The organism is Iodobacter sp. (assembly GCF_025352645.1).
Classification (GTDB): Bacteria; Pseudomonadota; Gammaproteobacteria; order Burkholderiales; family Chitinibacteraceae; genus Iodobacter.
Window position 1 is genome coordinate 1 of sequence record NZ_JANXSO010000173.1, and the last position, 13,864, is coordinate 13,864.

Sequence of the window (13,864 nt, forward strand, 5' to 3'; positions counted from 1 at the left end):
CCGCCGTGAAATCATGGAAGGGATGGGCATCGAGTTTCGCTTAAATACCGAAATCGGCAAAGACATTACGATTGAAGATTTGCTGAGGGATTACGACGCCGTATTTATGGGCATGGGTGCTTATAAATATATGAAGGGCGGTTTTGAGGGCGAAGAGTTGCCTGGCGTGATGGAAGCGCTGCCGTTTCTGATTAATAACGTCAGAAACAGCATGGCTACCCTGCCAGCTGGGGAAGATTACATCAGCATGGCCGGTAAGCGCGTGGTGGTGTTAGGCGGTGGCGATACTGCCATGGATTGTAACCGCACCTCGATTCGCCAGCAGGCTCAATCGGTAATCTGCGCCTATCGCCGCGACGAAGCCAATATGCCAGGCTCTAAACGTGAAGTGTTGAATGCTAAAGAAGAGGGCGTTGAGTTTCTGTGGAATCGCCAGCCGGTTGGGATTATCCAAAACAGCGACGGCAGCCTAGGCTTAAAACTGGTTACCACCGAGCTGGGTGCGCCGGACGCCAATGGCCGCCAAGCAGCGGTGGAAGTGGCTGGCTCTGAGCAAATCATCGAATGCGATCATGTGATTGTGGCCTTTGGTTTCCAAGCCGAAGCGGCATCATGGTTTGAAGCGCAGGGCATTAAGGTAGACAGTCGTGGTCGCACTATCGCCCCAGAGAAACAAGCTTTAAAGCACCAAACCAGCAATCCAAAAGTGTTTGCCGGTGGCGATCAAGTCCGTGGTGCAGATTTGGTGGTACGCGCCGTATTTGAAGGCCGCCAAGCCGCAGAAGGGATGTTGGAGTTTTTAGGCGCTTGGTAAGGGGGCAGAGGCTAATAGATGTGTAGGGTTAAGTCTTAAACCATAGAGGCTTACAGAGAAAACAAAGCTTTTTGGCGATGTCTCTTTTGCAAACGCATGATCAATATCGTAGGGCGGGTGAAACCCGTGTATTTATGGAGTATTACTCGCGGGTTTTATCCGCCCTACAAATGCAAAGTAATGTAGGGTGGGCACGATTTTGTGCCCACGCGTGACATGATTGCAAATCAGGCTTACTCCTAAAAAACCGGCCTAGCAGATCACTCTGCTAGGCCGGTTTTTTACTTTGCGATGCACTTGGCTGATTGAAGCTCGGCGGTTTGGCCGGTGCTGACGCGGCTTAACCAGCAGTGCTTACTGATCAGCTTAAGCTTAAATAACTCAGGCTTTTCCAAGCTCAAGCCTTGCAGCTTGCTACGCTCAATCAGCAGCTGGCTGTCATGCACTAGCGCATCATTGGCTAGCCTCACCTCAGCAACTCCCAAAAGCTCGGCCACTAAGCGATTCACTTCTGGGCTTGGCTCTGCGAGCATAGCTGCTACTGGTGGTTGGGCCAAGGCTTGGCAGCCAGTTAATAGTAAGCAAATCAGCCAGCGATTCATCACTTAGGCCGCTCCAAGCGCATGATTTCTTTGCTTGCTGGGCGTAGCAGGGTGTTTGCGGTGCTGGATTGGCCAAGGGATTGGCCATTCGCTGGGCAAGATCCCGTTGTTCTGTAATTTAAGGCTGCAGCAATCAGCCGTTCATTTTTATCACCGAGCGGCTGCTTGAAATCTTCACTTACTTGGCAAGTGGGGCTAAAGCCATCTGAATAATCACCAAAGCCTTTATGATTTTCACCCTGAAACTGAATGGTGTAATAGGTGGTGCCGCAATTATCTTGTGGAATAAAGCCATAAGGCTTGCCGCAGGTTTGTCCGCCAATGAGATTCACCTTCACGTCGATACCACGTAAGCCATTAATAATGGCCTCACTGGCGGAACAAGTGCCACTACCCGCTAAAATAGTCACTTGTTTTAAATTTAAGCTAGGTAGTGCACTAAAGCTGGAGGAGGTTGGATAAAAAGGCCATGTATTATTTGGATCAACAGGCGTTTTATCGTTATATTTTAATTTAAAAAAGGTTTTGCCCTGTGTTTGTAGCGGGCCAGCAATCATGTAGCTTAATGCATCGGCCACATACAGCAAGCCGCCGCCGTTGTAGCGCAAATCAAGAATTAAATCACTTATGTTATCTGTTTTTAAGCGATTTACCGCATCGATTAAGCCTTTTTCTGAAACGGCATTATGACTATTAAATGTCATATAGCCGACTTTCCCTGTATTGGTATCAAAGCTCGTTACATTTTGCACCGGGGTTGTTTGAATATCGGCTGCAATTAATGTTTTAGATATTCTTTGGCCATTTAAATTCTTAAATATAAAAGTATGGCTTTGATTTGCACTTTTTGGAAATAACCCAGAATTAAGTGCATTTACATTACTGCTATTGGCCAAATCAACATCGTCGACAGATTCAATTTCCATACCGCGCTGAATGCCTGCCAAAGCAGCGGGGGAGTTTGGCTCGGTGTAGGCCACAATCAGCTTGCGTGGCGGCTGGTTTGCTACAAAAGAAAACGCCATACCATAGCCAAGCTCTATACCGGATTGGCTTTGTTTATTAGCTTCGTCTGTATTTTCAGTAAAGTGATAGTGATCTTTGGCTTTACCGGAAGGGGATAAGGCTGATGTTTTCAGTGCATTAAAATAATCAATGGCGCTGCTGTAAGAGGCAGGATTCAGTTTCTGAGGGACTTCGCGGTACCAAAGATAGGTTTCATCAACCCATGAGCGCAGCCAGTTTTTTTCATCATTGAGTGTGCCTTGGTGATCTGGATAGCTGCGATTGCCATTGTAAGGATCTGTGCCACGCCGTGGTGTGGCGCACATGTCTTTATAAACTTTGGATGAAGGTATTGCACCCTCGTTAAATGCGTTACCGCTGTCTTCTTGCGAGCCGCCGCAGGCAGTTAAAGCGCAAATCAGACTAAGATAACTTAGTTTTAGACTATTTTTTAAAACAGTTGTTGGGTGGAAAAGCATGGTTTCTCTCTAAACTTGCATGGTTTTTTGAAATATTATTTTAAGTTTTTGCTTTGTTTCAAGAAAGTATTCTACATTGATCAATGTATAAATCATTACACTTACTCCAAAATATATTCTTACGGCATACACAAAATGCATACAAGGTTAGCTTGCTAGGCTTCAGTTATATGTTTTTACACGCCTTCATTACGCTACGCTTTGTTGGGCCTTGATCATTTCACAGGCTAAGGTGGTGTAAGTTGCTGCCCACGCTTTTTTAACGTCATCGGTAAATGCATCTGCCAAACCTTGTTCTAGAGTCCAGAGCAAGGCTTTGCCCACGGTGGTGTAGTGTTCTTCTTGCACGTTGTATTGAGCGTGCCGCTCGCCTAGTTTTTGTATGGCGGGCAATAAAACGGTTGGATTGTTGATGTTGTCTACCGCCAGCTTGATGCTGCCCATTAGCATTGCGCCTTGTTTTTTCATATCGCCTTTAAAAAGGGGTTTTACTTCGGGGGCAATTTCAAATAAATGTTGATAAAACATCTCGGCCGCGGTGTCGGCAATCGGCAGTACAAGGGCCAGTGTTTCTTTTACAAGCGCAATATCTTTTTCGGTTAAAGCCATGATTTTTATCCTTGGTTAAGCAAGTGCAAGATTAATTTCAGCTAATGAGCCTAAATTCCTATGCTTTGTTCACTATGGCCTGTCAAATATTGTCATGCCTACTGGGCTGACTAATGGCTAGCCGCGGTACACCATGATTTTCCCAATGGGTTTTTGTTTTGGGACGCGCTAGAATCTGGGCTATGGAAACTTCTTCTTTTGCTTCGGCTTTTATTCTTTTGCTCCTTGTGACAGACCCACTGGGTGGCATTCCTCTCTTTGTCTCTTTGATGAAACAAGTGCCCAAAGCACGGCGAACACGCATGATTTTGCGAGAAGTGTCGGTGGCTTTTTGTGTGCTGGTTACTTTTATGCTATTTGGTCAGCAGTTTTTGCAGCTGATGCATTTATCTGAAACATCGCTCGGTATTGCGGGTGGGGTGATTTTGTTTTTGATTGCGCTGCGGATGGTTTTTCCGCACCCAGAGGGCGTGTTTGGCGATACCTCAGAGGGCGAGCCATTTATTGTGCCGCTAGCCATTCCTCTATTGGCAGGGCCATCGGCCTTGGCAACCGTGCTGTTGTTGGTTTCGAGGGAACCGGCAAGGCTTTGGGAATGGATTGGTGCTTTGGCTCTCACAATGCTGGTGTGCGGCTTAACGCTGGCTTTCTCAGAAAAAATTAGCCTGCTGCTTGGGGAGCGGGTTACCACTGCTTTTGAGCGTTTAATGGGGCTTATTTTAACGGCAATTGCGGTAGAAATGCTGCTTTCAGGGATTCGCCATTACCTTGCAACTCTGTCTTGATTAGCCACAAGGCGATAGCACCCTAGTGGGTTACAATGTTTTTGTTAATTAATTATCCTAAAGATGTTATGCGGAACGATTTACTTTTGCCATCGCTGTGTAATATCAAATCCTAAAAGGAAATCATAATGACCCAAGATGAATTGAAACAAGCCGTTGGCCGTGCAGCGCTTGAATATGTACCAGATAATTGCATTGTTGGGGTGGGTACAGGCTCAACTGCTAATTATTTTATTGATGCACTGGCGACCATGAAAGATCGAATTCAAGGTGCTGTTTCTTCATCAGAGGCGAGTGTCGCGCGGTTAAAATCACATGGTATTCCTGTCTTTGAGTTAAATACGGTGGATCGTTTACCCGTTTATGTGGATGGAGCGGATGAAATTAACCGCCAATTGCAAATGATTAAGGGCGGCGGTGCGGCTTTAACACGTGAAAAAATTGTAGCTGCGGTGGCAGAGCAGTTTATTTGTATTGCTGATGGCAGCAAATTAGTGGATGTTTTGGGTAAGTTTCCATTACCCGTAGAAGTTATTCCAATGGCTCGCTCTTATGTGGCTAGGCAATTGGTTAAATTAGGTGGCCACCCAGCTTACCGTGAAGGGGTGATTACAGATAATGGCAATATCATTTTAGATGTGCATGGCTTGCAAATTAGCGAAGCTAATCAATTAGAAAGCCAAATTAATGAAATTGTGGGCGTGGTGACTAATGGTTTATTTGCGCATCGCCGCGCCGACGTGCTGTTATTAGGCACAAGCAAAGGTGTGCAAGTATTAAAATAATTGTAGTTAATATTTAATATGCCTTGTGCATGGCAGTAAGCCAAGCCTTTGAATATAAATGGCTTGCTGCTTTTTTTAAAAATGCCACATGTCTATAATCTAATGATGCTATAAAGACACAGTCAGTGCCTTAGCTGTTTTCAGAAAGATGCAATAAAATAGTCATATAATTATGTTATTTTACGACGAGCTTAAACTGCAGGAGAATTCCTCGAATGTCTGAACATATTTCCAAACAATTTGATGCCGAGCTAGAAGAAATTCGCTCACAAGTAATGGGCATGGCTGGCCTAGTTGAAGAACAAGTGCGTCAGGCGATGCAGGCTTTGGCCTCGGGCGATCTAAACATCATCAATCATGTATTAGAAGAAGAAAATCGTGTTAATGATATGCACGTTTTGCTCGACGATATGTGTATTCATATGATTGCACGCCGTCAACCTGCCGCATCTGATTTGCGCATGGTGATGACTGTTATTAAAGCAGTTGAAGATTTAGAGCGCATTGGTGATAAAGCCGCGCGCATTTGCAAACGTGCCAAAAACATTTATGAATCAGGCCGATTGCAAGTTCCACGCTTTAATGAATTAAACCATATTGCTGAGCACGCCATTGATATGCTTTCTAAAGCACTAGATGCTTTTGCTCGTATGGATGCGGTAACGGCCACCAATGTAAAACGTGCGGATGAGCGTTTAGATGACGAATATCGTTCATTGCAACGCCAATTAATTACCGTAATGATGGAAGACCCACGCGCTATTACCGTTACTTTAGAAATTCAATGGATTGCTAAAGCGATTGAGCGAATTGGTGATTTGGCGGTAAGCATTGCTGAGCAGGTTATTTTCTTGGTAAAAGGGCAAGATGTACGTCATAAAAACCAAGAAGAAGTAGACCGTGTAGCACACAGCTAATTCCTTTGGATTTTCTGCAGTTTAAGGGCAAAGTCGGTCAAAACCGCCTTTGCCCTTTGTACTTGTGGGGATTTTCCTGTTTGCCAGCAAGGCGGGCGCACGTTATCGTTACGCCCATGCTCTCATCTCGGTATTTACATGCCTGATTATCCTATCATTGCCGCAGTCGATCTTGGCTCTAACAGTTTTCGCTTGCAAATTGCTCGCGTGGTTGAAGGTGCTCTCTTCCCTTTAGATTCTCTAAAGGAAACCGTCAGGCTTGGGGCAGGTCTTGATGCCGCAGGCTGCCTCACAGCTGAGGCCCAGCAGCAGGCCATTGAAGCTCTGGCGCGCTTTGGTGAGCGGCTACGCGGCTTGCCTGTAGAGTGCGTGCGTGCGGTTGCCACCAATACTTTTCGGGTGGCAAAAAACGCCAGTACTTTTTTACCGCAAGCTGAAGCCGCTTTGGGTTTTCCAATAGAAGTGATCGCAGGTCGTGAAGAAGCGCGGTTAATTTATATTGGCGCGGCGCATAGCCTGCCTGCCACTCGGGATAAACGCTTGGTGGTAGATATTGGTGGTGGCTCAACTGAGCTCATCACTGGCAGCCACTTTAGAATTTTTCGTACTGAAAGCGTACCTATGGGCTGCGTGAGCTGGAGCTTACGATTTTTCCCCGATGGCATTATTACTGCTGAGCGCTTGGCTGAGGCCGAGCTTGCAGCACGTGGCATGTTGCTTTCATTGGTGCCTGATTTTAATCATGAACAATGGCAGCGCGCCGTTGGCACATCGGGCACGGCACGCTCCATTGCTGATATTTTAGAGCTGAACGATTTCTCTGCCTTGGGCATTACCCGTGCAGGCATGGATAAGTTGCGCCAGCATATTTTAGAAGCTGGGCATATCGATAAGGTGCAGCTGAACGGCTTGCGTGCCGATCGCCGCCCCGTATTGCCAGGCGGCTTTGCCATTATGATGGCGGTGTTTGATATGCTGGCTGTAGAGCGAATGGGGGTGACCTTTGGTGCGCTACGTGATGGGGTTTTATACGATTTAGTGGGGCGGCAATCAGAGCACGATATTCGTCATCGCTCGGTTGAGCAGTTTCAGCGTCGCTACCATGTTGATCCTTACCAAGCAGAAAGAGTGGCTAAGCTAGCTGGCCGCTTTTACGCTGCGATGGTGGCTGATGATACGGTGGGCGCGCATCGCTTAAATATGGCTGCAGGCTTACACGAAGTAGGCCGCTCAATTGCGCATGCCAGCTATCACAAGCATTCTGCGTATATTTTACTGCACGCTGATATGCCGGGTTTTTCTAAGCGCGAACAGGCTCTACTAGCAAGATTAGTATTAGCCCATCGTGGTGGCTTAGGTAAGCTGGATGAAAATGTCATCGATTTAGTTGAATGGTCGGCGATTTTAGCACTGCGGCTAGCGGCTATTTTTTGCCGCTCGCGCACCGATATTGAGCTACCACTGTTGCGCTGCGAAGCTAATAGTAAACAATTCTTATTAGAAGTTGATCGTACTTGGTTGGATGCTAATCCCCTGACTGCCTATGCACTGACTGAGGAGGTAAACGCGTGGCAAAACATCGGCATGAAACTACACGTCGTAAGTTAAGAACGGTTCCCACCGCAAGTAAGGCGGGAATGGCACCAGGCACCATGCAATATGTTGGCCCGCGTGCTGCGGATCAAACTTTAGCCAGCTTAATTGAATATGGCCAGGACGCTGACGCGTTTTATGAGAAGCTATTTACTTCCCTAGAAGAAGGACATGGCTATCAGCCCCAGCATCCTTTGCTCTGGCTTAATTTGCATGGTTTGGCCAATATTGATTTATTAAAGGTGGTAGGCCGCCGTTTTGGCTTACACCCCTTGGTGCTAGAAGACATCCTGAATACCGAGCAAAGGCCGAAAGTTGAGGTCTTTAACGGCTACGTGTTTATTTGTGTGCGCTTGGTAAGTGTCAGTGAAGCTGGGGAAATCAGTAGCGAGCATGTCAGTATTGTTTTGGGAAAAAACTATGTGCTGACATTCCAAGAAAAACCGAGCGGCACTTTTAATCAGATTCGTGAAGGGCTGAAATCCAGCCAATCGCAATTACGCCGCTTTGGCTCAGATTATTTGGTGTATACCCTGCTGGATAAACTGGTCGATCGTTATTTCCTTGTGCTTGAAGCCATTAGCGAGCGCTGCGAGGATTTGGACGACGCAATTTCATCCGGCCCTAATCCGGCTCAATTGCAAGAAATTCAAGCTTTGCGCCGCACTATGCAATATGTAAAACGTGGTTTATGGCCATTGCGCGAAGTGATGAATACATTGCAGCGTGATGAGGCGGATTTTTTCCGTGATGAAACTCAGCTTTATTTACGCGATGTTTATGATCATGTTGTGCAAATGATTGAAAGTGGCGAGGCCCTGCGGGATTTAATTAACTCATTACAAGACAATTATATGTCTTTGCAATCGAACCGCATGAATATAGAAATGCGCCGGCTTACGGTACTCACAACCATATTTATGCCGCTGACTTTAATTGCCGGTATTTATGGTATGAATTTTGAAATCATGCCGGAATTGCATTGGCGCTTTGGCTATTTTGCAGTCTTGGGCTTAATGGCATTTATTGGGCTGGGGTTAACCTTGTACTTCAGAGCTAAGCGCTGGTTCTGATGCTGTTTGTAGACGCCGGTCAATGTATTCCCGGCGTTCGCTCAGTAATAGCCCTTCTTCCGTGCAGCATGGAAAGCTGTTATTTATTTTTTTACGCCTATCCGTTTGCCTTTCTGCTTCAAAAAATGAAAAGTCATTTATTTGATGTGGGTAATTAGCATTCAATTTTACTTTCCATTCTATTTATTTAGTTATTCTTTTGAGTAAATTTTTTCATCTACTTAAAGGATTAAATGATTTTCCTTAAGGTGTATTGATTATGCCGTTGAAATATTTCAAGCAAGTAAATTATGTCTAATGATATGTATCTTGCCGATAAACGGTAAGTATGTCGGTTTATTACTGTATGTAGAATTTTTTTGTAATTTATGGATAAGCTTTAAGGTGCTAGCGGCTGGTCGCTAGCATTGCAAAGTATTATTTAGAATCACCTTAAACCCACCAAGCAAATGCAAATACGGCGAACATCGCTAGGCCGATGGCGATTTTGGCGATGGCTCCCACCAGCATGCCAATAAAGGTGGCAATCCCCACCTTGCCTGCCTGCAATACATCTTGCTTGGCCCAGAATTCCCCAACCGCGGCCCCAATTAATGGGCCGAGAATCAGCCCTGGTATGCCCGCAAAAATACCTAAAATGCCACCGATCAAGGCCCCCCAAATAGCCTGCGGGCTGGCCCCTACTTTTTTCGCGCCCAAAGCGCCTGCAATATAATCCAGCACCATAGATAACAGCAGCAGCAAGCCCAGCACCGTTAGCCAGCCATAGCCAACACGGGCAAAGTGATCTAAATAAGCCGCCAGTAGCATGCCACCAAAAATAAATGGTGTAGAAGGCAAGAAGGGGAGCAGTGTGCCTAGCAGGCCTGAAATCATCAGCAGCCAGGCGACTATCCACCAAGCGATGTCTGCGTTTAATAGGGAGGGATCGAGCATGTTTTCCTAAATCTATTGTAAGGTGGGTGGTATTAGGACAATCCTATCAACTTAAGCAAAATATCACCGTAGGGCGGGTGCAACCCGCGAGCGATGCAAAAAACGCGGGTTGTACCCACCCTACGATATTTAAATGCTTGTGATAGATAGAGCTAAGTTGATCACCTAGGATTTAACGATCAACAGATTGCTCTTAAGTTGATAGGATTGGGTATTAGGAGGCCCTCACTCTCAATCAGTTCAATCTTTGCCGCAAAAACAAGCTGAGCTGCTCAACCAGCCAAGATAAAATCAGCATGGCGATGATGATGGTGGCGGCTTGCTGCTGCTGAAATAAAGACAGTGTGAAGTAGAGCTGCTGCCCAAGGCCGCCAGCCCCCACCAAGCCCAATACCGTAGCCATGCGGATATTGTTTTCCCAGCGATAAAGTGTATAGGCAATCCATTGGGCAAATACCTGTGGCATCAGCGCATAGCAAAATGCGCTAAAGCGGCGGCTGCCACTGCAAATTAGAGCGTCATAGGGTAGCGGGTCGGCGTTTTCTAGTGTTTCGGTAAACAGCCTGCCCAATACGCCACAAGTATGCAGTGCCAGTGCCAGCGTACCTGCAAAAGGGCCTAGGCCAACCGCCAGCACCATGATTGCAGCCCAGAGTAAATCCGGCACTCCGCGCAAAAAATTAAGTGCAAAGCGAGTGATCGCCTTGGGTAAAGCGCCCCAGCGGCCAGCGGCAGGCAGGGCCAGTACGGCTGCGCCAAGCAGTGCCAGTAAGGTTCCCACTGCCGAGATCGCTAGTGTTTCGACTGCGCCTTTTGCTACATTTTGCAGGTGGGCGGCGCTTAAATCTACTGGAAAAAAGTCGTATAGATAGGTCAGCAGATTGCTACTGGCGCTAAAGGCCTGTTGCCAATCGCTCCATAGCCAGTAAGCAGAAAACATGAGCGCTGCTGCCGCCGCGATCAGTATTTTTTGGTAATCGGCTATTTTGCGCGCAGCCTGGCTGATGGCTTCAGTGCCGGTGACCAGCAGTAAAAACACGAGTAAGAGGCTACCGACTTCGCTGCCATTCATCATTTTGATAGAGGTATCAAGTAGCTGGCCTAAGCCGCCCGCGCCAACAAAACCCATCACTGCCGAGGCTCGAATGGCGCATTCCCAGCGGTAAACTGAGTATGACAATAGCTCGGCAAAGGCTTGTGGTAATAGCGCGTGGCTAAAAATTTGCCAGCGTGATGCACCGCTGGCAGCCAGGGCTGCAGCGGGCTCTTGGGGCTGAGATTCTAAAATCTCTGCATATACTTTGCCCAGCATACCGCCATATGCAAGACCAATCGCCAGCACTGCCGCAGTAGAGCCTAGGCCAAAGGCACGCACAAATAGCAGCGCCCAAACAATTTCTGGCACGCCACGCAGCAGGAGTAAGCCACTGCGTAAGAGCGGTACTCCCAGCCAGCGGGCAATACGCTGCCTTCCGGCGGTGAGCAGGGGGATGGATAGCGCCTCGGTGGAGAGGAGCGCAGCGGGGATGCCAATCAGCATGGCGAGGAATGAGCCTGCCGTTGCAACGGATAGCGTTTGAATGGTGGCAAGGCCCATTTCACGCAGGAAATCGGCGGAGTGGGCAGGCGGGAAAAAGCCCGCTAAAAAGATAAATAGATGGTCTAAAGTGCCGTTTTCCCACAGCTTACTTGGGTCAACGCCGCTGAGTTGAAAGGCTGGTGCAAATAATATAATCACGGCCAGCGTGATGCCCAGGCGCAGCGGTGCGGCTGGGTCTTTAAAACGGCTGGCTAGCATCTTGCGCCTCGGGGAAGCGGGTGTTGCTCTACCGAGCTAGCGTCTATGATTTCCCCTGCATAGAGTGTGGCTAAGTGCTCGCTACTGACTTGATTTGTAGGCAAATCAAACTGCACCGTGCCTTGGCGTAGGCCAATAATTCTTGGGAAAAACTGCAGGGCAAGATCAACCGAATGCAAGCTAGTCAGTAAGGTGGCTTTATTCGCTGCTGCGGCTTGGGTGAGCAAGGCAAGCGTTTTGCTCGCAAGGACAGGATCGAGCGCTGAAACGGGCTCGTCAGCCAGTAGCAGCTCGGGGGCTTGATAGAGCACCCGCGCCAAGCCCACTCTTTGCAGCTGCCCGCCGGATAAAGTATCGCAACATTCAAATAATTTATCTGCAAGGCCCACGTTGGCTAAAACGCTACTGATGCCTGCAATATCTTGCGGATAAGCCAGCGCCAATAAAGATTGCCAGAAGGATTGTTGGCCCAAGCGCCCAGCAGCAATCGCGGTAATCACACGGCTTTTGCCAGGCAGCGGCGGCGCTTGATACGCCATGCCAATACGGCTGCGTAATGGCTGCAATTGGTCACGAGGCAAGCGCCAAGGCAAGCAATCTAAGAGGCTAAGTTCTCCGCTTTGTGGACGATGATGCGTGGCAAGCAGCCGTAAAAGGGATGATTTACCCGCGCCAGAAGGCCCAATTAAGGCAATCTGCTCGCCCTGCGTGGCGGCAAGCGTGATGTTGTTTAATACGCAAGTAGTGCCAAGTGTGAGTGAGAGTTGTTGCAGTTGGAACATGGTGTACTTATGTTTAATGAGGGCAATAGTTGTAGGGTGGGCACGTTTTTGTGCCTACGCGGTGATGTTCAATAGCGCTGAACATTCACCCGCGTGGGCAAGGTAAAGCGTTTTGCCCACCCTACTTGATTAAATCCACTTTCTTTGCTGATTCTTCAATCGCTTTGTAATTCTCTGCCGATGTTGGAATAAAGCGGCTGGCGCGTTGTAGCTCTAGCACTTCTTTATGCGCTGGGTTTTTAGCATCCAGCTTTAAGAAGGCGGCTTTAAGCTTGGCGGCTGTGCCAGCATCTAAATCAGAGCGGATAGTCCAGTTGTAATCAAAGAACGGTGGGGTGGTGTAGAAAACGCGCACTTTGCTTGGGTCAACTTTTTTCATTTCGACCAATTTATCCCAAACCGAAGCATTCAACGCACCCGCGTCTACCTTGCCAGAAGCCACCCAAGCCACCGTTGCATCGTGGGTGCCTGAATACGCTGGCAGGCCTTTGAAATCCTTATCAGGATCAATGCCTTTTTGCTCAATAAAGTAGCGCGGCATCAGGTGGCCAGAGGTGCTGGACGCCGAGCCAAAGGCAAAGGTTTTGCCTTTTAGATCATTCAGACTATTGATATCGCTACGGGCGGTAATAAATTTGCTGGTGAAATGGGCGTCTTCTTCACGCTGCACCAGCGGCGTAACCTTGCCGCGTTTATTGGCTTGCACAAAGGTAAAGCCGCCCAGCCAAGCCAAATCAATGCGCTTGCCAGCCAGTGCTTCTACCACGGCCGCGTAATCAGTCACCGGTACAAACTGCACTTTCATGCCCAGCTCAGCTTCCAGATATTTGCCTAGAGGGGAGAATTTGCGCTGTAGCTCGGTAGGTGATTCATCAGGAATCGCCGAGACTCTTAATACTTCTTCCGCTTGGCAAAAGCCAGCGGCCAGTAAAGATGCCACAAGGGCGATGGAGCGTAGTTTCATGGTGCTTTTCTCTATGATTGAGATGTCATTGTAGGATGGGTGGAGCGCAGCGTTGATGGGTATCGCTTTACGTGCACGGTCTTTTTTCGCGCAGAGAACGCTCCACCCATCCTACGATTTAGGCATTACGTGGTTTTTTGCTGCTCCACCAAAACAAATGCGCGCCAATCAGGATCATCGGTAGGCTAAGCAATTGCCCCATTGAAAGGTGCATGGCTAGATAGCCCAGAAAATCATCGGGTTCGCGGGCAAATTCGGCAATAAAACGGAATAAACCGTAGCCTAATAAAAATAGCGCAGAAACTTGGCCGGTGCGGCGTGGTTTGGCGGAGTACAGCCACAGCAAGATAAATAGCGTGACGCCTTCCAGTGCAAACTGATATAGCTGCGAAGGGTGGCGTGGCAGCCCGTCGTGCGCCTGCGGAAAAATCATCGCAAACGGCATGTCTGCCGAAGTCACACGGCCCCACAGCTCGCCATTAATAAAGTTACCTAAGCGGCCAGCGGCTAAGCCCAGCGGCACCAGTGGAGCGATAAAGTCGGTAACTTGAAAAAAGCTGCGGCTGGTCTTGCGGCCAAATACCCACATCGCCACCAATACGCCAAGGAAACCGCCGTGAAACGCCATGCCGCCTTCCCAAACTTTGAGAATATCCAGCGGGTGCGAAAAGTAAAAGTCTGGCTTATAAAACAGCACATAACCCAACCGCCCACCGAGGATC

Annotated in this window: 14 protein-coding genes; 6 read left to right on the top strand and 8 right to left on the bottom strand. The window is 48.0% G+C overall.

The window, feature by feature from the left end; translation table 11 throughout:
• Positions 1–814: FAD-dependent oxidoreductase (locus tag Q0R17_RS18955; protein WP_293937927.1), on the top strand; the 814-nt coding region annotated here is incomplete at its 5' end.
• 281 nt (positions 815–1,095) lie between these two features.
• On the opposite strand, the gene Q0R17_RS18960 is transcribed toward Q0R17_RS18955, so the two are convergent.
• The 3 genes from Q0R17_RS18960 to Q0R17_RS18970 form a co-directional block, all read right to left on the bottom strand.
• Positions 1,096–1,416 carry a hypothetical protein gene (locus Q0R17_RS18960; protein WP_293937929.1) on the bottom strand — a complete coding sequence of 107 codons (321 nt, stop codon included), beginning with the start codon at positions 1,414–1,416 and terminating at the stop codon, positions 1,096–1,098.
• Complete coding sequence (locus Q0R17_RS18965; protein WP_293937931.1) at positions 1,416–2,900, bottom strand: S41 family peptidase; 1,485 nt, start codon at positions 2,898–2,900, stop codon at positions 1,416–1,418. Before Q0R17_RS18965 ends, Q0R17_RS18960 begins: the two co-directional genes overlap by 1 nt.
• Before the next feature lie 189 nt (positions 2,901–3,089).
• Positions 3,090–3,509: a globin family protein gene (locus Q0R17_RS18970; protein WP_293937933.1), complete on the bottom strand. Its 420-nt coding sequence runs from the start codon at positions 3,507–3,509 to the stop codon at positions 3,090–3,092.
• 182 nt (positions 3,510–3,691) lie between these two features.
• Here Q0R17_RS18970 and Q0R17_RS18975 point away from each other — a divergent pair, with 182 nt between their 5' ends.
• The 5 genes from Q0R17_RS18975 to corA all read left to right on the top strand — a co-directional run bounded on the left by Q0R17_RS18975 (position 3,692) and on the right by corA (position 8,662).
• A complete protein-coding gene (locus Q0R17_RS18975) occupies positions 3,692–4,294 on the top strand; it encodes a MarC family protein (RefSeq protein ID WP_293937935.1) in 603 nt (200 codons plus the stop codon).
• A gap of 125 nt (positions 4,295–4,419) precedes the next feature.
• Positions 4,420–5,079, top strand: a complete 660-nt coding sequence (gene rpiA, locus Q0R17_RS18980) for a ribose-5-phosphate isomerase RpiA (protein WP_374759888.1) — start codon at positions 4,420–4,422, stop codon at positions 5,077–5,079.
• Positions 5,080–5,294: 215 nt separating this feature from the next.
• The gene (gene phoU / locus Q0R17_RS18985; protein ID WP_293937939.1) at positions 5,295–5,996 is read left to right on the top strand and encodes a phosphate signaling complex protein PhoU; all 702 of its coding nucleotides are present in this window, start codon (positions 5,295–5,297) and stop codon (positions 5,994–5,996) included.
• A gap of 138 nt (positions 5,997–6,134) precedes the next feature.
• Complete coding sequence (gene ppx / locus Q0R17_RS18990) at positions 6,135–7,604, top strand: exopolyphosphatase (protein ID WP_293937941.1); 1,470 nt, start codon at positions 6,135–6,137, stop codon at positions 7,602–7,604.
• A complete protein-coding gene (corA, locus tag Q0R17_RS18995; protein ID WP_293937943.1) occupies positions 7,565–8,662 on the top strand; it encodes a magnesium/cobalt transporter CorA in 1,098 nt (365 codons plus the stop codon). Before ppx ends, corA begins: the two co-directional genes overlap by 40 nt.
• 432 nt (positions 8,663–9,094) lie before the next feature.
• Here corA and Q0R17_RS19000 read toward each other — a convergent pair whose 3' ends face one another.
• The 5 genes from Q0R17_RS19000 to lgt all read right to left on the bottom strand — a co-directional run.
• Positions 9,095–9,598 carry a DUF456 domain-containing protein gene (locus Q0R17_RS19000; RefSeq protein ID WP_293937944.1) on the bottom strand — a complete coding sequence of 168 codons (504 nt, stop codon included), beginning with the start codon at positions 9,596–9,598 and terminating at the stop codon, positions 9,095–9,097.
• Between the two features lie 235 nt (positions 9,599–9,833).
• Entirely contained in the window at positions 9,834–11,396 is a 1,563-nt protein-coding gene (gene phnE / locus Q0R17_RS19005; protein WP_293937946.1) for a phosphonate ABC transporter, permease protein PhnE, read from the bottom strand.
• Positions 11,390–12,178, bottom strand: a complete 789-nt coding sequence (locus Q0R17_RS19010) for a phosphonate ABC transporter ATP-binding protein (RefSeq protein ID WP_293937948.1) — start codon at positions 12,176–12,178, stop codon at positions 11,390–11,392. The genes phnE and Q0R17_RS19010 overlap by 7 nt, the downstream gene beginning before the upstream one ends.
• 121 nt (positions 12,179–12,299) lie before the next feature.
• Positions 12,300–13,142, bottom strand: coding sequence for a putative selenate ABC transporter substrate-binding protein (locus Q0R17_RS19015; RefSeq protein ID WP_293937950.1), 843 nt, complete (start codon positions 13,140–13,142; stop codon positions 12,300–12,302).
• 118 nt (positions 13,143–13,260) lie between these two features.
• A partial coding sequence (gene lgt / locus Q0R17_RS19020; RefSeq protein WP_293937951.1) for a prolipoprotein diacylglyceryl transferase occupies positions 13,261–13,864 on the bottom strand: 604 nt, incomplete at its 5' end.